The 20,816-nt window shown below is 64.6% G+C and carries 18 protein-coding genes and 1 pseudogene; 9 read left to right on the plus strand and 10 right to left on the minus strand.

The window, feature by feature from the left end; translation table 11 throughout:
* Positions 1-518 (minus strand): annotated as a pseudogene (locus AC1DW2_RS21115) (hypothetical protein); the annotation flags it as partial.
* 36 nt (positions 519-554) lie between these two features.
* Entirely contained in the window at positions 555-1,847 is a 1,293-nt protein-coding gene (locus tag AC1DW2_RS21120) for an adenylosuccinate synthase (protein ID WP_085398944.1), read from the minus strand.
* Positions 1,848-2,213: 366 nt separating this feature from the next.
* Here AC1DW2_RS21120 and AC1DW2_RS21125 point away from each other — a divergent pair, with 366 nt between their 5' ends.
* Positions 2,214-3,146, plus strand: a complete 933-nt coding sequence (locus tag AC1DW2_RS21125) for a DMT family transporter (RefSeq protein WP_477007116.1) — start codon at positions 2,214-2,216, stop codon at positions 3,144-3,146.
* 100 nt (positions 3,147-3,246) lie between these two features.
* Here the strand turns inward: AC1DW2_RS21125 and AC1DW2_RS21130 are convergent, their stop codons facing one another.
* On the minus strand, positions 3,247-3,651 hold the full coding sequence (locus tag AC1DW2_RS21130; RefSeq protein WP_477007153.1) for a DUF1330 domain-containing protein: 405 nt from the start codon (positions 3,649-3,651) through the stop codon (positions 3,247-3,249).
* A gap of 105 nt (positions 3,652-3,756) precedes the next feature.
* On the opposite strand from AC1DW2_RS21130, the gene AC1DW2_RS21135 reads away from it, so the two are divergent.
* A complete protein-coding gene (locus AC1DW2_RS21135; RefSeq protein WP_167768318.1) occupies positions 3,757-4,692 on the plus strand; it encodes a DMT family transporter in 936 nt (311 codons plus the stop codon).
* 90 nt (positions 4,693-4,782) lie between these two features.
* Positions 4,783-5,760, plus strand: coding sequence for a Bug family tripartite tricarboxylate transporter substrate binding protein (locus tag AC1DW2_RS21140; protein ID WP_477007117.1), 978 nt, complete (start codon positions 4,783-4,785; stop codon positions 5,758-5,760).
* A 215-nt stretch (positions 5,761-5,975) separates the two neighbouring features.
* Here the strand turns inward: AC1DW2_RS21140 and AC1DW2_RS21145 are convergent, their stop codons facing one another.
* Positions 5,976-7,661 (minus strand): methyl-accepting chemotaxis protein, encoded by a 1,686-nt coding sequence (locus AC1DW2_RS21145; protein WP_477007118.1) that lies wholly within the window; start codon positions 7,659-7,661, stop codon positions 5,976-5,978.
* A 261-nt stretch (positions 7,662-7,922) separates the two neighbouring features.
* Here AC1DW2_RS21145 and AC1DW2_RS21150 point away from each other — a divergent pair, with 261 nt between their 5' ends.
* From AC1DW2_RS21150 to AC1DW2_RS21175, 6 genes are all read left to right on the plus strand, one after another.
* The gene (locus AC1DW2_RS21150; protein WP_477007119.1) at positions 7,923-8,966 is read left to right on the plus strand and encodes a C-terminal binding protein; all 1,044 of its coding nucleotides are present in this window, start codon (positions 7,923-7,925) and stop codon (positions 8,964-8,966) included.
* 87 nt (positions 8,967-9,053) lie between these two features.
* Positions 9,054-10,397, plus strand: a complete 1,344-nt coding sequence (locus AC1DW2_RS21155) for an ABC transporter substrate-binding protein (protein WP_135216984.1) — start codon at positions 9,054-9,056, stop codon at positions 10,395-10,397.
* Between the two features lie 169 nt (positions 10,398-10,566).
* The gene (locus tag AC1DW2_RS21160; protein ID WP_071909793.1) at positions 10,567-11,523 is read left to right on the plus strand and encodes a carbohydrate ABC transporter permease; all 957 of its coding nucleotides are present in this window, start codon (positions 10,567-10,569) and stop codon (positions 11,521-11,523) included.
* Positions 11,516-12,412 carry a carbohydrate ABC transporter permease gene (locus AC1DW2_RS21165; protein ID WP_028151054.1) on the plus strand — a complete coding sequence of 299 codons (897 nt, stop codon included), beginning with the start codon at positions 11,516-11,518 and terminating at the stop codon, positions 12,410-12,412. Before AC1DW2_RS21160 ends, AC1DW2_RS21165 begins: the two co-directional genes overlap by 8 nt.
* Positions 12,413-12,545: 133 nt before the next feature.
* Positions 12,546-13,514 (plus strand): MBL fold metallo-hydrolase, encoded by a 969-nt coding sequence (locus tag AC1DW2_RS21170; protein WP_166344357.1) that lies wholly within the window; start codon positions 12,546-12,548, stop codon positions 13,512-13,514.
* A 119-nt stretch (positions 13,515-13,633) separates the two neighbouring features.
* A complete protein-coding gene (locus tag AC1DW2_RS21175) occupies positions 13,634-14,989 on the plus strand; it encodes an esterase-like activity of phytase family protein (protein ID WP_477007120.1) in 1,356 nt (451 codons plus the stop codon).
* Between the two features lie 250 nt (positions 14,990-15,239).
* On the opposite strand, the gene AC1DW2_RS21180 is transcribed toward AC1DW2_RS21175, so the two are convergent.
* The 6 genes from AC1DW2_RS21180 to AC1DW2_RS21205 form a co-directional block, all read right to left on the minus strand.
* Entirely contained in the window at positions 15,240-16,067 is an 828-nt protein-coding gene (locus tag AC1DW2_RS21180) for a TonB family protein (RefSeq protein WP_477007121.1), read from the minus strand.
* Positions 16,067-16,513, minus strand: a complete 447-nt coding sequence (gene exbD / locus AC1DW2_RS21185; protein ID WP_063981157.1) for a TonB system transport protein ExbD — start codon at positions 16,511-16,513, stop codon at positions 16,067-16,069. The genes AC1DW2_RS21180 and exbD overlap by 1 nt, the downstream gene beginning before the upstream one ends.
* Before the next feature lie 3 nt (positions 16,514-16,516).
* Positions 16,517-17,293 carry a tonB-system energizer ExbB gene (gene exbB, locus AC1DW2_RS21190; protein ID WP_477007122.1) on the minus strand — a complete coding sequence of 259 codons (777 nt, stop codon included), beginning with the start codon at positions 17,291-17,293 and terminating at the stop codon, positions 16,517-16,519.
* Positions 17,294-17,320: 27 nt separating this feature from the next.
* Positions 17,321-17,836 (minus strand): heme utilization cystosolic carrier protein HutX, encoded by a 516-nt coding sequence (gene hutX / locus AC1DW2_RS21195; protein WP_477007123.1) that lies wholly within the window; start codon positions 17,834-17,836, stop codon positions 17,321-17,323.
* Positions 17,837-17,866: 30 nt separating this feature from the next.
* Positions 17,867-18,202 (minus strand): heme-degrading protein HmuQ, encoded by a 336-nt coding sequence (hmuQ, locus tag AC1DW2_RS21200; RefSeq protein WP_063981154.1) that lies wholly within the window; start codon positions 18,200-18,202, stop codon positions 17,867-17,869.
* 136 nt (positions 18,203-18,338) lie between these two features.
* Positions 18,339-20,732, minus strand: coding sequence for a TonB-dependent hemoglobin/transferrin/lactoferrin family receptor (locus AC1DW2_RS21205; RefSeq protein ID WP_477007124.1), 2,394 nt, complete (start codon positions 20,730-20,732; stop codon positions 18,339-18,341).
* Between the last annotated feature and the right edge of the window lie 84 nt (positions 20,733-20,816).

A 20,816-nucleotide genomic window follows, 5' to 3' on the forward strand; every position in this document is an offset into this window, starting at 1 on the left:
GCCGGGGGGCCCGGCTGGCGCGGCGCGTCGAAACGCGGGGCCCGCGGCGCCGGGGGGCCCGGCTGGCGCGGCGCGTCGAAACGCGGGGCCCGCGGCGCACGCGGGGCGTCGCCCTGCTCATCGACATTGAAGGACGGGCGGTCGGCACGCGGCGGCGGTGGAGCCGGACGGGTGCGTGGAGCGGTCGGCTGRGACGGCGGCGGGGTGCCCTCGGCGGCGCGGGTGCTGGCCCGGCGGAAGGCGTCTCCGCTGCCGCTGCTGCGGGCGCCGCCACCGGGACCGGGGCGCGAGGCCTCCCGGGCGCGCTGGGCGGCCTCCGATTCGACCTTGCGGACGGCCTCTTCCAGCGACAGCCGTTCGCGGGTGATCTCGGATTCGGAGAGCGGCGGCTGCACGCTGCGGAGCTGCGCGATCAGGGCCGTGCGCGCACGCTCGTAGAGCGCGCGACGGCTTTCGCCGGGAGCGTTGGGGTCCAGGGCGGAAATAGCGCGGGCGATCAGCGGATAGTAATCAGCCATTTCAACTCAACTAGCGCACGTCCCGGTAAGATATCGTTAAGCCTCAAACGGATTTTGCACCAGAATAGTATCCTCGCGTTCCGGGCTGGTGGAAAGCAGGGCGACCGGGCACCCCACCAATTCCTCGATCCGGCGGACATATTTGATGGCCTGGGCCGGCAGGTCCGCCCAGGAACGGGCATTGGCGGTCGGCTCCTTCCAGCCCTCGATGGTCTCGTAGATCGGCTCGACCCGGGCCTGGGCGCCCTCGCCGGCCGGGAAGTGGTCGATCTCCTTGCCGTCGAGCTTGTAGCCGGTGCAGACCTCGATCGTGTCGAAGCCGTCGAGGATGTCGAGCTTGGTCAGCGCCAGGCCGTTGATGCCGCAGGTCCGGACCGCCTGGCGGACCAGCACGGCGTCGAACCAGCCGCAGCGGCGCGGACGGCCGGTGTTGGTGCCGAACTCGCGGCCACGCTCGCCGATCTTGCGGCCGGTCTCGTTGTCCTGCTCGGTCGGGAACGGGCCCTGGCCGACGCGGGTCGTATAGGCCTTGCACAGGCCGAGCACGTAGCCGACCGCACCGGGGCCGAGGCCCGAGCCGGTCGCGGCCTGCGCCGCCACCGTGTTGGACGAGGTGACGTAGGGATAGGTGCCGTGGTCGACGTCGAGCAGCGCGCCTTGCGCGCCCTCGAACAGCATGCGCTTGCCTTCGCGCCGCTTGATGTCGAGCAGCCGCCACACCGTCTCGGCGTAAGGCAGTAGCTCAGGCGCGAGCGCGGTCAATTCCTTCAGGATCACCTTGCCGTCAAACTCCGGCAGGTTGAGGCCGCGGCGCAGCGCGTTGTGATGCGCCAGCAGCCGGTCGATCTTGTGCGGGAGGGTGTCGAGATCGGCGAGGTCCATCAGGCGGATGGCGCGGCGGCCGACCTTGTCTTCATAGGCAGGTCCAATGCCGCGGCGGGTGGTGCCGATCGCGGTTGCCGCATTGGCGGATTCGCGGTGCGCGTCGAGCTCGCGGTGCAGCGGCAGGATCAGGGTGACGTTCTCGGCGACGCGCAGATTGTCCGGAGAGATCGCGACGCCCTGCGAGCGCAGCTTGGTGACCTCGTCGAGGAAGGCCTGCGGATCGAACACCACGCCGTTGCCGATCACCGACAGCTTCTGGTCGCGCAGCACACCGGAGGGCAGCAGCGCGAGCTTGTAGGTCTTGCCGTTGATGACCAGCGTGTGGCCGGCGTTATGACCGCCCTGGAAGCGGACGACGATGTCCGCCTGCTCCGACAACCAGTCGACGATCTTGCCCTTCCCTTCGTCGCCCCACTGGGCTCCGACGACGACAACGTTGGCCATTCGCGGGTAATCCTCTGAAGATTTTAGATGCGCCAGCCCAGCTGACGGCCGGAGCCGTTCGCACGCGAGGCAGCCAACCGGATAAAGGAAGCAGCCTCTCTAGGCAAGCAAGAACGGGGCTTTTTCGGGGCTCAAGACGCACTTTAACCCTTTGATATCCCCGTAAAATCCAGAAGCCTTCCATGGCCATTTCGTAAGCTTCGGCCAAAGCGCGAGGCTGATCCGCCGCTGCATGGTCGCGATGCGTCCGCCCCCCGTTGATGCCACTTCGATTTCCGTGTCTTTGGGCATGCCGGGCTGTCAGCCGGCCCGACCTTGCCGGGCCGGTGCCTCGGCGTACTCCACGCGGGGGCCATAACAACCACGATGTCCGCCACCGGCCAGACCACGAGCACCGAATCATCCAGTCACAGCTGGATCGCCAACCAGCCATATCTCCTGCTCAGCATCACCGCGATGTGCTGGGCCGGCAATGCCGTGGTCGGGCGGCTCGCCGCCGGGCACATCCCGCCGGTGACACTGTCGTTCCTGCGCTGGACCTTCGCCTTCCTGCTGGTGCTGCCGTTCGCCTGGAAACATCTCGCCCAGGACTGGCCCGCGATCCGCAGCAGGCTCGGCCTGATGATCGTGCTGTCGATCACCGGCATCGGCGCCTTCAACACGCTGCAATACTGGGCGCTGGAACATACCCAGGCACTCAACACGCTGCTGCTCCAGTCGGCCGCGCCGCTGGTCGTGGCGCTGTGGTCGCTGGCCATCCTCGGCGTCCGCCTCACCGCGGCACAGGCGTTCGGCGTGGCTCTCTCGATGTGCGGCGTGCTGACGATCCTGCTGCATGGCGATTTCACCACGCTGTCGAACATCGCGTTCAACAAGGGCGACCTCATCTTCATTGTCGCGCTGATCATCTTCGCGCTGTATTCGGTGCTGACCCTGAAGCGGCCGCCGATGCACGGCCTGTCGTTCCTCGCCTTCACCTTCGGCGCCGGCGCCGCCTGTCTCATCCCGCTCGAGATCTGGGAGCTGTCCGCGCGTCCGGTGATGAAGCTCGACGGGCCGAACCTGCTGACGCTGTTCTATGTCGCGGTGTTCCCGTCGACGCTCGCCTATCTCTGCTTCAATCGCGGCGTGCGCCTGATCGGCGCCAACCGCGCCGCGCCGTTCTTTCATGTCGTGCCGGTGTTCGGCTCGATCATGGCGATGGCCTTCCTCGGCGAACACCCGCAGGCGTTCCACTTCATCGGCTTCGCGCTGGTGCTGGCCGGCGTGTTCGTGGCGTCAAGGAAGCAGGCGACGTAACTCAACATCGTAGGGTGGGCAAAGCGAAGCGTGCCCACCATGCCAGTTGAAACGGGAAGGATGGTGGGCACGGCGCGCGAAGAGCGCGCCTTTGCCCACCCTACGAATCTCGGTGTGAACTCATCCTGAACTTGCTGTACGCTTCGCTCGTCGCGATGATCACGTGCTCGGCGCAGCCGTTGACGCGATGCGGGTCGGCCTGCGTCTCGTAAGCCTCCGACGTCATCATGTCGATGAAAGCCGCAACCGTTGGGTAATAGACCAGCGCGACGAAATCCCAGTCGTTGCCATCATGCGGGCCGAGCGCGACCGCCTTCGCTTCGCCGGTCCACAGCAGCGTGCCGCCGCGTGCCCTGATCATGGGCACCGTGATCGCACTGTAACGAAGATATGCGTCCCAGCCCGAACCGTCGCCATCGCGCGAGCGCTGGTGAAAACGCATCAGGTTCAGCATCACCACCGGCGCATTTGCATCGAGCCGCTCCAGGCCCTCGATGTTCAACATATTAACCGCCAATGACACCTCCTCAAGCCATGCCTGCATTGTAGCCTTGCGGCCGCGAGACTTGTGTCACAACAAGAATCCGGCGCAAGGTCGCATCCAACGCCAATGACGATTGCTTCGCCCGCGCCAAAGGCCTCGAATCCGGCCAGTTGGCTCAACAACCAGCCTTACCTGCTGCTCAGCCTGAGCTCGCTGTTCTGGGCCGGCAACATCGTGCTCGCGCGCCATGTCGGCGCGCATGTGCCGCCGCTGACGGTGACCACGATCCGCTGGTTCGGCGTGTTCCTGATCCTGTTGCCGTTCGCCTGGCCGCATCTGAAGCGCGACTGGCCGAATTTGCGCAAGAGCCTGCCGCTGATGCTGTTCCTGTCGCTGGTCGGCTTTGCCTTCAACAACGCGATCTCGTACTGGGCGATGCAATACACGGAGGCGCTGAACGCACTGCTGATCCAGTCGGCCGGACCGCTGTTCGTGGCGCTGTGGTCGCTGGTGCTGTTCGGCGTGCGGTTGACGGGTGCGCAGCTCGCCGGCATCGCGATCTCGCTTCTCGGCGTGCTGATCATCATCCTGCGCGGCGATCTCGCCGCGCTCGCGAGCATCAGCTTCAACAGGGGCGACATCATGTTCGCCTCTTCGCTGGTGGCGTTCGGGCTCTACTCCGCCTTCATCCCGCGCCGGCCGAAGATCCACCAGCTCTCCTTTCTCTCCTTCACCACCTTCTGTGGCGCGACGATGCTGCTGCCCGCCGCGATCTGGGAAGCCCTAAGCGGCCGCGTCCTGCAACTCGACGGGGTGACGCTGGCGACGCTGGGTTACATCCTGATCTTTCCCTCGACGCTGGCCTATCTCTTCTTCAACCGCGGCGTGGCGCTGATCGGCCCGAACCGCGCGGCGCCGTTCTTCCATCTGGTCCCGGTGTTCGGTTCGGCGATGGCGATCCTGCTGCTCGGCGAAAAGCTCCAGCCGTTTCATCTGATCGGCTATGCGCTCGTGCTCGCCGGCGTCGTGTTCGCCTCTCGCCAGGGTTCTGCGGTGAAGTAATTCCGCGAGGTGGGTGACAAACTCCCGTCTTCCGATTTTTGCGAAGAGAAGCTAGGTTCCCCGCCAACGAAAAAGAGGGAACGTCCAGACATGCTGTCATCACTGATCCGCGCTCTGCGCGCTGCCGGCGCAGCCGCACTTTGTCTCGCCGCCGCATCCGCCGCGCAGGCCGACAATTATCCGAGCCGCAACATCACGCTGGTGCTGCCGTTCGCGGCCGGCAGCGGCACCGACACCACGACGCGGCTGATCTCGCAGCATTTGTCGCAGGCGCTCGGCGTCGGCATCGTGATCGAGAACAAGGCCGGCGCCAACGGCATGATCGCCGCGACCTTTGTGGCGCGCGCCGCCCCCGACGGCTACACGCTGCTGGTGACGACCAACACCACGCATTCGGCCAATCCCTATCTGCTCAAGAGCCTGACCTACGACCCCGTCAAGGACTTCACCCCGATCGCGCGGACCGGCGACCTGCCCTTCATGCTGGTGATTCACCCGGAGGTGCCGGCCAAGACCGTCGGCGAGCTCGTCGCCTACGGCAAGGCCAATCCGGGCAAGCTGAGCTACGCGTCGGGCTCGTCCTCGGCGATCGTGTCGGGTGCGACCTTTGCGCACAATGCCGGGCTCGACCTCCTGCACGTGCCCTACAAGAGCTCGCCGCCGGCGCTCAACGACGTCATGGGCGGCCGCGTCTCGATGATGTTCGTCGACATCCTGACCGGCCTGCCCCACGTCAACGGCAACRCACTGCGCGCGCTCGCCGTCACCACCAAGGACCGCTCGCCGCTGGTGCCGAACCTGCCCTCGATGCAGGAGGCCGGCGTGCCGGATTTCGACATCTCGTCGTGGCAGGGCTATTTCGGCCCCGCCGGCATGCCCAAGGAGATCGTGACCAGACTTAACGCCGAGATCAGGAAGATCGTCGAGAAGCCGGAGATCAAGGCCCAGCTCGCCACGCTCGGCATGGACGCCTTCTCCGGCACGCCGGAGCAGCTCGGCACTTTCGTGAACGAGCAGCTGGTGCTGTGGGAGAAGCTGATCACGAACGCGAAGATCGAGAAGCAGTAGGGGGTCTAGGAAGGTGTCATCGCCCGCCTTGTGCGCAATTGCGCACTGGGGCGGGCGATCCAGTATTCCGAGACGTTGGTGATTGACCCGATGGGCCGCGGCGTACTGGATGCCCCACCTTCGCGGGGCATGACGGCCGAAAAGTTGAAAAAGAAAAAAGGTGGGCACGGCGCTTGCGCGCCTTTGCCCACCCTACGAATTCCGTGCGTTCGGCTTTACGCCGCGCGGACCTTGGCGAGGAAGCCGTCGACGGCGCTGCGCAGCGCGCCGGACTGGCTGTCCAGCTCGCGGGCGTTGGTGAGCACGTCGGTGGCGGCAGAGCCGGTCGCTTCCGCGGCCGAGGTGACGCTGCCGATATTGGCGTTGATCTCGTTTGAGCCGGCCGCGACCGACTGGATGTTGCGGGCGATCTCGCGGGTCGCTTCGCCCTGCTGCTCGATCGAGGCGGAAATGCCGGCGGTGATCTCGCTCATCTCGGCGATGGTCTGGGTGATGCCGGAGATCGCCGTGACCGCGTCGCTGGTCGAGGTCTGCATCGCCGCCACTTGCGCGGAGATTTCCTCGGTCGCCTTCGCGGTCTGGTTCGCCAGCGCCTTGACCTCGGAGGCCACCACCGCGAAGCCGCGGCCGGACTCGCCGGCGCGCGCCGCTTCGATGGTGGCGTTGAGCGCAAGCAGGTTGGTCTGCGCCGCAATCGAGTGGATCAGCTTGACGACCTCGCCGATCTTCTCGGCGCCGGTCGAGAGCACCTGCACGGTGGCGTTGGTGCGCTCGGCATCGCTGACGGCCCGGCTCGCGACTTCGGTCGAGCGCGTGACCTGGCGGGAGATTTCCGCAACCGAGCTCGACAATTCTTCGGCGGCTGCGGCAACCGTGCCGACATTGCCGGAGGCTTTTTGCGAGGCGGCGCCGACCGTCGCCGCACGCGACGAGGCGTCGCTGGCCGTCGCGGTCATCGACTGCGCCGTGCTCTGCATGCCGGCGGCGGCCGAGGAGACCGAGCGGACGATGCCGTTGACGCTGCGTTCGAAATCGCTGGCGATGCCCTCCATCGCGCTGCGACGTTCCGCCGCGGCACGCTCCTTGGCATCGGCCTCGGTCTTCTCGAGGCCGCGGATGCGGACCGCGTTGTCCTTGAAGATCTGGACGGTCGAGGCCATCGCGCCGACCTCGTCGCCGCGACCACCCCCGGGAATCTCACCCTCGAGCTTGCCGTCGGCGAGATCCTTCATGCGGGCGCCGAGCAGCTCCAGCGGGCGGCTGATGCCGCGGCTGATCAGCCAGGCAACGCCGCCGGCGACGATGACGATGCCGAGCATGGCAAGACCTAGCAGCCAGTAGACCGGGCCCATCTTGGCGTCGATGTCGCTGAGATAGGCGCCGGTGCCGAGATACATGTCGAAGCCGGGCACCGCGACGGCGTAACCGATCTTGCTGATCGGCGTCTCCTGGCCGGGCTTCACGTAATCATAATAGAGCAGGATCGAGCCGTTGGCCTTGACGCCGTCCATCAGCTCGACGGAGAGCTTGCGGCCGTTGGTCACGACATCCATGCGGTTGGTGCCGATCTGCTTCGGATCGGGCGCGAGCTGGGTGATGCCGTCATAGGACGTGCCGAACAAATAGCCCGAGCCGTTGTCGTAGGTCATCGCGTTGCCGTAACGGCGAAGGTCGGCCAGCGCCGCATCCTTGGTCAGCTCGCCGGCATCGACGCGTTTCTTCAGCGCCGCGGCGTAGTTGCGACCCAGGTCGACGATCGACTTGGCCTGGTCGATGCGCGCATTCACCATCTCGCGCTTCATCAGATAGCCGGCGAGAAGACCGGAGAGGCAAAGGCCGAACAGGGTGACGCCGACGAGGATACCGAGCTTCGGGGCGATCTTCAGATTGCTCAACTTCACGGGACAGCTCCGGCAATAATGGGATACGGGCGCGCAAGGGAATCGATAAATTTGATTCAACTTTTAGTGTGTGACCTCTTATCAACCTGTTACGGGCGGCTCCGTAGAAGCCCGGACGAAAGGCCGAAACAGTCGAATAAATCGCCGCAGCGGCAACCGACGATTGTACGCGACCGCTCCGATTTCGCGTAAAAGACGCAAAGGCCCGCCCACAAGGTGCGGGTCACAACAAGAACCGACAGACCAAATCGGGAGCAGGAAATGCCGAAATACAGGGTGGTGACGCCGAAGGGCGCGAGCTTCACGGTCGCAGGCAGCGACTATTCCTATGAGCGTGAGGCGCTCGATCCGATCRATGCCGAGATCATCGAGGCGCCGGCCAATGAGGCCGAATTCATCGCCGCCGCGAAAAACGCCGATGCCATCTATGCCAAGGGCATCCCGATCTCCAAGACCATCATCGACGCGCTGGAGAGCTGCAAGGTCATCACGCTCGGCTCTGTCGGCGTCGACAGCGTCGACGTGAAGGCCGCGACCGCCCGCGGCATTCCCGTCACCAACATCCCCGACACCTTCATCGAGGAGGTCGCCGACCACGCCATGATGCTGCTGCTCGCCGGCTTCCGCCGCCTGGTCGAGCAGGACAGGATGGTGCGCGATGGGCGCTGGGCCGAGGGCCGGCCAGCGCTGTTGAAGATCCCGCGGCTGATGGGCCAGACGCTCGGCTTCGTCTCGTTCGGCCGCGTCGCGCGTGCAGTTGCGAAGCGCGCCGCCCCGTTCGGCCTGCGCATGATGGCCTACGATCCCTTCATCCAGGAAACGCTGATGTACGACCATGGCGTGATCCCGGCGACGCTGAACGAGGTGCTGTCGCAGTCGGATTTCGTCTCGATGCACGCCCCGGCGAGGCCCGAGGTGCATCACATGCTCACCGAGAAGCACTTCCGGCAGATGAAGAAAGGCTCGGTCTTCATCAATACCGGCCGCGGCGCCACCGTGGACGAGGAAAGCCTGATCAAGGCGCTCCAGGAGGGCTGGATTGCGCACGCCGCCCTCGACGTGTTGGAGAAGGAGCCGCCCTCGCACAACAATCCCATCCTCAGCATGGAGAACGTGACGCTGACCGCCCATGTCGCCTCGGCCTCGGCACGGTTCGACGAGGCGCGCAAGCGCCGCGTGGGCTACGAATTGTCACTGGTGCTTCAGGGCATGTGGCCGGTAAGCTGCGTCAATCCGTCGGTGCTGCAGAACACCGCGCTCCGCCGCTGGCAGCCCGTCAGCATGGATCGCGGCCCGAACAGCTAGGCGGCCGGCCGCAAGACGCGCCGGGAATCGGAACGGCCCTTCACCGGCGATCAACGCCGGGAAGGGAGACATCATAGGGAGGAACTGATGAGGAACGACATCACCCGTCGTGATGCCTTGGCTCTGGGCCTGTCCGCTACGGCGCTCGCGGCAACCGGTGTTGCAGCGCACGCTCAATCCGCAATCAAGGCCGCGGACGTCCCCGCACCGAAACTGCCGATCGAGAAAGGCGCGTCCCTGCGCATGCTGCGGCCGGTGCGCTTCGTCCAGGCCGACGAAGACGTGTTCCGTGCCAACGCGGCTAAATTCACCAAGGAGACCGGGGTCGAGGTCAAGGTCGATTTCGTCGGCTGGGAGGACATCAACCAGCAGACCGCGGTGACCTCAAATTCCGGCGCCGGCCCCGACATCATCATCGGCTTCTCCGACGCGCCGCACATCTATGTCGACAAGCTGATCGAGCTGACCGACGTCGCCGACTATCTCGGCAAGAAGTATGGCGGCTGGCAGAACCTTGCGAAGGCCTACGGCAAGAAGGCCAAGAGCGATACCTGGATCGGGCTCCCGTTCGGGGCCACCGCCGGTCCCCTGATCTATCGCAAATCCATCCTCAAATCCGTCGGGTTCGACAAGGCGCCGGACGATCATGCCGGGCTCCTGGACCTCTGCAAGAAGCTGCAGAAGGCCGGCAAGCCCGCTGGCTTTGCGCTGGGCAATGCCGTCGGCGACGGCAACGGCTTTGCGGACTGGATGATGTGGTCGCACAATGCCTCGCTGCTGGATGAGGAAGGCAATGTCACCATCAACAGCAAGGAGACCATCGCGGCGCTGAATTTCGTGAAGGAGCTCTACCCGACCTTCATCGCCGGTACGCCGTCCTGGAACGACGTCAGCAACAATCGCGCCTATTCCTCGCAGGAAATCGGGCTGACGGCGAACGGCGTCTCGCTGTATTTCTCCCTGAAGAACGATCCGGCGACCGCGGCGATCGCCGAGGATTCCGAACATCAGCTGCTGCCGAAGGGCCTTGCACCGATCTCGCCGATGTCGGGACTGACGCTGAACGCCATGGTGTTCAAGCACAGCCAGTATCCGAACGCGGCGAAGGCCTTCCTGCAGTTCATGCTGGAGAAGGACCAGTACGAGCCGTGGCTCAACGCCAACAGCGGTTACTGGTCGCAACCGCTTGCGGCCTACGCCGATGCGGCGGTGTGGAAGGGCGATCCCAAGGTCGCGATCTTCAGGGACACCATGAACAGCACGTATTACGCCGGCTACAAGGGTCCGATTTCGACCGCCACCGGAGCTGTTCGCGCGGACTATGTGACGGTGCAGATGTTCGCCTCGGTCGCGACCGGTGCGGCGACGCCCGAAGCCGCGGCTGCGGAAGCGGAACAGCGCTGCAAGCGGTACTTCCGCAGACAGAGGTAGCGGCCGACGACAACGCGGCCGTCATTGCGAGGAGCGACGCGACGAAGCAATCCAGACTGCAACTGCGGAGACAGACTGGATTGCTTCTGCCTTCGCCAAAGCTACGGCGGACAAGTCGCATCGCTCGCAATGGCGGTGTGGTAACAGCCTAAAACAGGACAACGACCCGATGTCCGTGACCACCCTCTCCTCCCCCGTACTGGCGCACCGGCAGCAATCCTGGCTGGTGCGATTGTTCGACTACAAGCCGTTCCTGATCGTGATGTGCCTGGCACCCGCGATCGGGCTCCTCGCGGTGTTTCTGACCTATCCGCTCGGTCTCGGCATCTGGCTCGCCTTTACCGACACCACGATCGGCCGACGTGGCGTCTTCGTGGGCCTTGAGAATTTCCAGTATCTGCTCACCGATCCCCTCTGGTGGGGCGCGGTGTTCTACAGCGTGTTCTATACGGCGGTCGCGACCTTCGGAAAGTTCGCGCTCGGCTTCTGGCTCGCGCTGCTGCTCAACAACCATTTTCCGTTCAAGAGCCTGCTCCGCGCCATCGTGCTGCTGCCCTGGATCGTGCCGACGGTGCTCTCGGCGCTGGCGTTCTGGTGGATCTACGATCCGCAATTCTCGATCATCTCCTATTTGCTGGTCGACGTGCTGCATTGGCGCACCACCAACATCGACTTCCTCGGCGCGCCCTGGCCAGCGCGCTTCTCGCTAATCGCGGCGAATATCTGGCGCGGCATTCCCTTCGTCGCGATCTCGCTGCTCGCGGGCCTGCAGACCATTTCGCCCTCGCTCTACGAGGCCGCGATGCTCGACGGCGCCAGCGCCTGGCAGCGCTTCCGCTACATCACCTTCCCGATGATGATGCCGATCCTCGCCATCGTCATGACCTTCTCGATCATCTTCACCTTCACGGACTTCCAGCTCGTCTACGCCATCACCCGCGGCGGCCCGGTGAACTCGACCCATTTGCTGGCGACGCTCGCGTTCCAGCGCGGCATTGCCGGCGGCGAGCTCGGCGAAGGTGCCGCGATCGCGGTGTCGATGATCCCGTTCCTGGTGTTCGCGACGCTGTTCTCATATTTCGGCCTGGCGCGCCGCAAATGGCAGCAGGGAGAGGCCAATGACTGATACTGTCGCGCAGCCGGCCGCCGTCGCCAACACACCGCCCGACACCATGGCTTGGGATTCCGGGCTGCGGCGGCTGATGATGATCTACCTGCCACTCGGCTGCTTCGTGCTGATCCTGCTGTTTCCGTTCTACTGGATGGCGATCACGTCGTTCAAGCCGAACGCAGAGCTGATGAATTTTAAGGATCACAACCCGTTCTGGATCACTTCGCCGACGCTGGCGCACGTCAAGCACCTGCTGTTCGACACCGCCTATCCGCGCTGGCTGTGGACAACGATGATCGTTGCGATCGGGTCGACCACGCTGTCGCTGATCGCGAGCACGCTCGCCGCCTATGCGATCGAGCGGCTGCGCTTCCGCGGCAGTCCCTATGTCGGCCTCGGCATCTATCTCGCCTATCTCGTGCCGCCGTCGATCCTGTTCATCCCGCTCGCCACCGTCGTGGTGCAGTTCGGCCTGTTCGACTCACCGATGGCGCTGATCCTGGTCTATCCGACCTTCCTGGTGCCGTTCTGCACCTGGCTCCTGATCGGCTATTTCAAGTCGATCCCCTACGAGCTCGAGGAATGCGCGCTGGTCGACGGCGCGACGCGGCTCCAGATCCTCCGCCGGATCACGCTGCCGCTGGCGGTGCCCGGGCTGATCTCGGCCGGCATCTTCTCCTTCACGCTGTCCTGGAACGAGTTCATCTACGCGCTCGCCTTCATCCAGAGCGGCGCCAACAAGACCGTGCCGGTCGCGATCCTGACCGAGCTCGTCACCGGCGACGTCTACCAGTGGGGCGCGCTGATGGCGGGATCGCTGCTCGGCTCGCTGCCGGTTGCGATCTTCTATTCGCTGTTCGTGGATTATTACGTCTCCTCGCTGACCGGCGCGGTCAAGGAGTAACGGGCTACGGCGCGCAACCGTCGCGGATCGTGCAATCGTGGTAGACTGCTTTCGTCCTTGGTCGCACCTTGCCCCGCCAGCGGCGGGGCGACCGCGGGCGCAGTCGATACTCGCTCCAGAAAGCGAGCATCGCATGGGATCGCCAAAGCTCCATTCAATGTCTCGACGCGGCTTTTGCCTGTGCTGCGTCGGCGCTACGTTCGCCGCCACGGCGGGATGGCTTAGCCCTCGACAGGCCTACGCAGAAGCCCGCGGCCTCGTCAGCCTGATCAAGGACAGCGCGGCAACCTCTCCCATCACGACCTACAAGCTGCGCAACAATGTCAGCGTGCTCGAAGGATCCGGCGGCAACATCGCCGTCCTCACGGGACCTGACGGCAAGCTTCTGGTCGATGCCGGCATCGGCGTCTCACGCCCTCAGCTCAGCAAGGCGCTGACCGAACTCGGCAACGAACCAATCGCGCATCTGATCAATACGCACTGGCACTTCGACCACGCTGACGGTAACGAATGGCTGCATGCGGCAGGCGCCAAGATTCTCGCGCACGAAAATACCCGCAAGCACCTTTCCGTCGTTCAGCGGGTCGAGGATTGGGACTACAATTTCCTCGCCCTACCGGCCAGCGCCGTCCCGGCACAGGTTTTTACCAAAGAGCATCAGCTCAAGCTCAACGGCGCATCGATCGCTCTGAAATATTACGGGCCCGCGCATACCGACAGCGATATTTCGGTGATGTTCGCCGAAGCCAACGTTCTGCATGTCGGCGATACGTTCTGGAACGGCATCTATCCATTCATCGACTATTCGACCGGCGGCAGCATCGACGGCATGATTGCGGCGTCCGACGCCAATCTCGCCGCGGCCAAAAGCGACACCATCATCATTCCCGGTCATGGCAAGCCCGTCAGCAACAAGGCGGAGCTCCAGGAATTCCGCGACATGCTGGTCGCAATCCGGGATAATGTCGGCAATCTCAAGAAGCAGGGAAAGACGCGCGACGAGGCCGTTGCCGCCAAGCCGACGGCCGCGTTCGATGCGAAATTTGGCCAGTTCGTCATCGACCCCGGCTTTTTCACCCGGCTGGTCTATGAAGGCGTGTGACACGCAGCGATGCGGCGACCGAGGTAAGGGAGTAGCCGGCTGCTGCGGCGTTTGGCCCGCTTTCACAAAACTGCAACATGCGATCCGCATAAGGCGTCGTCCGCTAACAGGAGACGCACATGCGCGCGACTTTTCTTGCCTCCGTCGCAACGATCATTCTCACCGCGAGCACCGCGCTTGCACAGAACGAGGGTGAATTCCCGGCGAAGCTCGCCGGCCACGTGGTGATGCCGGCCGCGACCTTCATCGACGCGCCGGCCGACGCGCCTGCCGATCTCAAGACCTCGGGCAAATACACCACCGGCAAGCGCGTCGACGCGCTCGGCACCGTGATGGGCAAGTCCTATGAGCGTGCGACCGGCGTGTCGCTGCCGTTCAAGGGCCAGCCGCTCCAGGGCCATTCCGGCATCAAGCACATGCCCGACGGCAGCTACTGGGTCATCACCGACAACGGCATGGGCGCGCGCGCCAACTCGCCGGATTCGATGCTGTACCTGAACCGCTACAAGATGGATTGGGCGAGCGGCAAGATCGAGCGCCAGGAAACGATCTTCCTGCACGATCCCGACAAGAAGGTGCCGTTCCGCATCGTCCATGAGGACACCCAGAAGCGCTACCTCACCGGCTCCGACTTCGACACCGAGGGCTTCCAGATCATCGGCGACACCTTCTGGATCGGCGACGAGTTCGGCCCCTATATCCTGAAGGCCGACAAGACCGGCAAGATCCTCGGCGTGTTCGAGACGGTTGCCGACGGCAAGCCAGTGCGCTCGCCGGACAACTGGGCCGTGGCGACGCCGGGCGCGCCGGGCGCGACCTACACCAATGTCAACCTGCGCCGCTCCAAGGGCTATGAAGGCTTTGCGTCCTCGAAGGACGGCAAGTTCCTCTACGGCCTGCTCGAGGGCCCGATCTGGGACGCCGACAAGAAGGACTGGGAGAAGGTCGACGGCAAGGAAGCCTCCCGCATCCTCGAATTCGACGTCGCCGCCGAAAAATTCACCGGCCGCTACTGGCAATATGTGTTCGAGCAGAACGGCAACGCCATCGGCGACTTCAACATGATCGATCAGGCCTCCGGCCTTATCATCGAGCGCGACAACGGCGAAGGCACGGCCGACAAGGCCTGCCCGCAAGGCACCCGCGGCGAGAACTGCTTCCCTGACATCGCCAAGTTCAAGCGCGTCTACAAGATCGAGCTGACCGACGCCAATGTCGGCAAGCCCGTGCGCAAGATCGGCTATATCGACCTGATGAAGATCCAGGACCCCGACAAGAAGGCCCGCAAGCCGCTCAATGACGGCGTCTACACCTTCCCGTTCTTCACCATCGAGAACGTCGATCGCGTCGACGACACCCACATCATCGTCGGCAACGACAACAACCTGCCGTTCTCGTCCAGCCGCGATCCCAACAAGGCCGACGACGACGAGTTCATGCTGCTCGAGGTCGCGGATTTCCTGAAGGCGAAGTAAGCCGAACTCTCTTCCCTCTCCCCGTTCTCACGGGGAGAGGGAAGGAACCGACAGTGGCGCCTCACCCTCCGTCATTGCGAGCGCAGCGAAGCAATCCAGAGTCTCTCCGCAGAGGCAGTCTGGATTGCTTCGCTGCGCTCGCAATGACGAGGATAGAACTCCATTCCCGCACTCTCGATGAGTGCGCGGAGACAGCCCCTCACCACTCCCTCTCCCCGTAGGAACGGGGAGAGGGAGTGAGAGAGCAAGCTTACCGCACGATAAAGTCCACCGGAACGGTAAAGCTCATCGAGCTGTTCTTGATCTCCGCCGGGATCGGCGGGAACGGCGAGGCCTGGTGGATCATCGACGTGGCCTTGGCATCGAACGCGGCAACGCCGGACGAAGCGATGCGGCTGGACGTGACCTGGCCGTTACGGCCGATCGTGAAACTCACCCGGACCAGCCCGCGTTGACCGTTGCCGCCCGACGGATAGGAGTGAAGGCGCATCAGATGCGCACGGACGCGCTGATTGTAACTCGCAACCAGCGATGCGACCGCGCCCGCGCTCATGGCGGACGCTGCAGGCGCCTCCCGCTCGGCGCGCGGCGGCGCGCTGGTGCGAGGCGCGGGGCGCGCCTCCGACGGCTTCTTTGCCTCCGGACGAACTACTTTCGGCTTTTCGGGCGCCGGCTTTTCCTGCGGCACGATTTTCGCGGGCTCCGGCTTGTCCGGTGTCGGCTCGAGCTTCTGCTCCGGCGGCGCCACCACGTCGGGCTTCTCCTGCGGCGGTGTCGGCGCGATGGTCTCCTCGACCGCCTGCCGCTGCATCGGCTCCGGCGGTGAGGCATCGGCCTCCTTCATCACCGGCCCCGGCACGACGTCGTCCGGCGTCGCCTGCGGCGCCGACGTGATCGGCGCCATATCGACCATGATCGCCGGCAGGGTGACGCCCTGCTCCGGTTGCGACCGCACCCAATTCATCGCGATCACCGCAGCGATGACATGCAACGCCACGATCACCGCGGCCGAAACGCCCCAACGCGCCGTTTCGCGCTCGCCGAGCGGTTGATGCAGGGCAAAAGCGCTCGCCGACATCAGCTGCGTCCGTCGAGGCCGACCAGGGCGACCTTGAGATAGCCGCCATTGCGCAAGGTGTTCATCACCTCCATCAGGTCGCCATAAGAGACAGCCTTGTCGGCGCGCAGATAGATGCGCTCGTCCTTGCGGCCCTTGGTGGCCGCATCGAGCGCCGTGACGAGGCCTTCGCGTGCCATTGTCTCCTCGCCGACGGCGACGGTGAGATCCGGCTTCACCGTCACGAAGGTGGGCTTGTCCGGCCGCGGCGCCGGCTCGGCGGCGGTGGCCGGCAGCTCGACGCCGATGTCGACGGTGGCGAGCGGGGCGGCCACCATGAAGATGATCAGCAGCACCAGCATCACGTCGATGAACGGCGTGACGTTGATCTCATGGGTGACGTCGAGATCGCCGGGGTCGCCGCGCCTCAGCGGCGATCCCCCGCGTGCGCCGAGCTTCGCAGCCATGGCCTACTCCGCCGCCCGCGCCAGGCGGAACTCTCTGTGGTCGCGCTGCCGGCTGACCAGCAGCATGAGCTGCGCCGAGGCGTCGCCAAGCAGCGCGCGGTAATTGGCGATGCCGCGGACGAGCTGGTTGTAGATCACCACCGCCGGAATAGCCGCGACGAGTCCGAGCGCTGTCGCAAGCAGCGCCTCGGCGATACCGGGCGCGACCACCGCAAGGCTCGTGGTGTGGCTCTCGGAGATGCCGATGAAGGAGTTCATGATGCCCCAGACCGTGCCGAACAGCCCGACGAACGGCGCGGTGGCGCCGATGGTCGCGAGCACGCCGGTGCCGCGCGCGATCTGCCTGGACATCGCGGCCTCGACCCGTTCCAGCCGCAGCGCCACGCGCTCCTGGAGGCCGTCATCGACAATGCCGCCGGAGAGCTCCGCCTCCTTGGCGCAGGACTGGATGAGCTGGGCGACCGCATCATGCGCGTCGCCGGTCCGCTCCGCCGCCTCCGCCAGCTTCATCCTGCCCTCGAGCGCACGCGTCCGCTGCACGGCGAGCGCGCTCTTGCGGCGCAGCTCGATGGTCTTGGCGAGCCACACTGTCCACGTCACCAGCGAGGCGACGGCGAGCCCCACCATCACCACCTTCACGATGATGTCGGCACCGAGGAACATGCCCCAGGGCGACAGATTGCGCGGCAACAGCGCTTCGTCGATCGCGAAGGCCGGGGCCGGCGCGAGCACCAGCCCAATTGTTAGGATCACAAGCCGAAGCCTAAAATTGCTCTGCATCCTGATCTCCCGATAGGCAGAAGGAAATTATGCCACGCCCTGCGCCGCGATCCGGTCCGCCAGCTGACGGAACCGCACGAGCTGATCCGCCCGCAGCGCCCGGGTCTCGTCGCGGCCGACGAAGACCTTGAACATGATGCCGCCGTCGACATTGACGAAGGCGACGAAGGCCGAGGTCTTGCCCATGAAGGGACGCTCGACGAAGGCCAAGGCCGCGCAGCGCTCGTGGCGGAGGTGGCCGTGCAATCCCTTCGGCTGCATCAGGTTGAAATAGCCGCGGCCGACCTCGCCCGCCGGGACCGCGCCCGTGAACTCGAAGATCGCGTCGTCCGTGTGCACGATGAGCGTGACCTCGCCCCACGCGGCGATGTCCTGCATGGCGGCGGCGAAATGCTCGCCGCCACCAACGCGGACCATCGACGACGGCAGCGCCTCGATCACCGCGCGCGGAGTGACCTTGCGCTCGCGCGCAACGTCCTCGATCACCGCACCGGGATTGTCAGCCATATGCGCCTTGAGATCGGCGAGATCGGCGCTCAGCATGTCCGGCTCCCTTTCCTGACCCGCCGCGATCTAGGCGGCCGCGTTCGTCTTGCGCTCGGTCATGATGACCTCGAACCCTTCGAACTTGGGATGGCCGAGATAGAGGCTTTCGCCGGTCTTGTTGTCGGCGCGCGCGTGGGCGCGGCGGAATTCGTCCGACCGCGTCCAGGCCTCGAACGCTGCCTTGTCGACCCAAACCGTGTGCGAGGAATACAGCGTGTGGTCCTCGAGCGCCGGCCCCTTCAGCAGGTGGAATTCGACGAAGCCGGCCATGCTGCCGAGATAGGATTCGCGGGTGCGCCAGACGGTCTCGAAAGCAGCTTCCGAGCCGAGCTTCACCTGGAAACGATTCATGGCGATGAACATCAGATTTTTCTCCTGTCAGTCTTGTTGATCGGCAAATGCCGAGCGGATGTTTTAGAACGTGCCGAAGCCACGCTGGGACATCAGCGTGGCTCTGGCGGTCAATACGGCGTCCCGTTTGCTGTCGTCGGCGTACTCCTTAGATGCCGCCGAAGTGGTACTTCAGGCCTCCCTTGACCACGAGCCCGGGGCCGGCGCTCGCCCATTTCACGTCGTTTTGCGTATCGCCCGTGCTGCCGACCGGAATGGCGTAGGGCCGGTAGTACTGGTTGAGAAGATTTTCGACCGAGAAGTTGAGCGTGAGATCGGGCCGCGGCTGATACTGGGCGTAGAGGTTGACGAGATCGTACGACGTCGCCGGCGTATAGGTCGGCGGGATGTCGGTGTTCGCGATCACCGACGTCCACATCACCGAGAGGATCAGGGTCCGGTCCAGCAACCGCACGCCGGCGGTCGTCGTGACCTTCTGCGGCGGAACGCTGTACAGGCCAAATCCCGTCTGGAGGTTTTTGCCGTTCTGGTAAGAGCCGGAGAGGCCGAAGAACCAGGTGTTCGCGTCGTACATCGCCTCGGCCTCGAGACCCTGGATGCGGGCGGACGCGACGTTCTGATATTGCAGGAACGGAAGCACGGTGATGGAGGGCGCCGGCGGCGGGCCGGTGGGGACCACCAGCGGATTTCCATAGGCCACCTGATCGATGAAGTCGGAGATGTCGTTGCGGAACACGTTGATCTTGCCGCGCAGCGTATCGCCCGCCGTGAACAGATCGTTCTTCTTGATGTTGAAGCCGATCTCCTTGTTCTTGCCGACCTCGGGCCGCAGGTTCGGATTCGGGACGAAGCAGAAGGTCGAATCCGCGCCCGGACCCGGCGTGCCCGACGGGCAGCGGAAGAACGAGTCGTTGACCGTCGCACCCGAATGCGGACCGCTGACCAGCGTTTCCGTGATCGACGGCGCGCGATAACCTTCGGCGTAGCTGACATAGGGCGTCACGACCGCCGTGGGAACGAGCCCTACGGTGATCTTCGGCGACAAACGGTCGCCGCCGGACGACGAGGATGCCGAGGAGAGCTGATAATTGTCGTAACGAAGCGCGCCGATCACCTCGAGCATGGAGGTGTAATTGGCCTTCCACTGCACAAAACCGCCGGACACCGTGCGCTGACCGCCAGGCGTCGTCACTTCCGAAGTGCCGGTCCTGTCCTGCGTCGACACCTTGTCCTGGAAAGCGTCCAGTCCGTAGGTCACCGCGTGACGCCAGCTGCCGGTATCGAAGCGCGTGGTGTTGTACACGTCGACGCCGACCGTATCGAGCAGATATCCACGGTTGCTGCCGATACAGCCGGACACGGCATTGCCGGGCACGCCGCCGCAGAAGACCGACGGCGTCGTGCTGGTATGCGCGGTCTTAACCTGGTCGTTCTCGGTGCGATTCCAGTAGACCTTCGCATCCCAGTCGAACCACTGGTCATCCGGCTGCGAATATTTCCAGCCGAGCGTCGTGGTGTAGTTCTTGACGTCGGACCTGTAGATCGACGTGCCGCTCAGGTTGTTGGCGCCGTTCGCATTGGTCGAGTTGGGATCGCCGGCACGGCGCGGCGGCTGACCCACGCTGTAGATGTCCTCCTGGAAGATGGTGCCGAGCTTGATCTCGTGCCCGTCGGCCGGGCGCACCGTCAGTTTTGCGATGCCGCTGGTGAGCCGGTTGCCGGTGTTGGCGACCTCGAAGCCGGTGCCGTCTTTGTAGCTCTCCTGCGTCGAATAGGTGCCGCCCGCGAACACATCCACATTCGGATTGACGTGAACACCGCCGAAGGCTGAACCAAGCGCGCGTCCGTAGTTGCTGCCAAGGATGGTCTTGACGTCGACGCCCCAGCGCTCGCCGGCACGCACGACGTCCTCGATATCCTTGGTGCGGAACGACGCCACGCCGCCGATCGCACCGGAGCCGTAGATGTTGGCGGTCGGACCACGAACGATGTCGATGCCGCTGATCAGCTCGGGGTTGAGGAAGAACGAGCCGTTGGCGAAATGGCCCGTGCGCTGATAATTCTGCCGCGCACCGTCGACGACGACGGCGACGCGGCCGAAATCCTGCAAGCCGCGGATATTGATCGAGGTTGACGGCTCGTCGCCGCGGTTCTGAACCCATACGCCGGGCACATTATAGATGAGATCGCCGACCGTGCTGGCCTGGCGACTTTGGATCTGCGACGACGTCACGACGCTGACCGGTGCGAGCGCATCGACCGCGCGCTCTTCGGTCTTGGACGCCGCGGCCGTGATGGTGTCGAGCGCCTGGACGCCGACGATCGCCTGCGCGCGCGCATCCCACACGCTGGAATTGGCCTGCTGCTGATCGGCCTGTGGCTTGGGCGGCTTGCGTTTTGCCTGTTTGGGTTTCACCGGCTTGGATGATTGCGCGGTTTGATCCGCGGTCTGCGCAAAGCTGCTCACCGGCGACACCGCCGCAATTGAAACCACCGACGCACCCAAAATCAGCGCGCGCGAATACCTAGCCCCGTCAGCCATACACCCAACCCAATCATGATATGTCTTGTTTGGCTGGCGTGCGCTCGCGCGGCGAGCGACTGGCTGGCTATTCTCTGGTGCAGG

It is taken from the genome of Bradyrhizobium sp. P3_C3 (genome assembly GCF_056402655.1).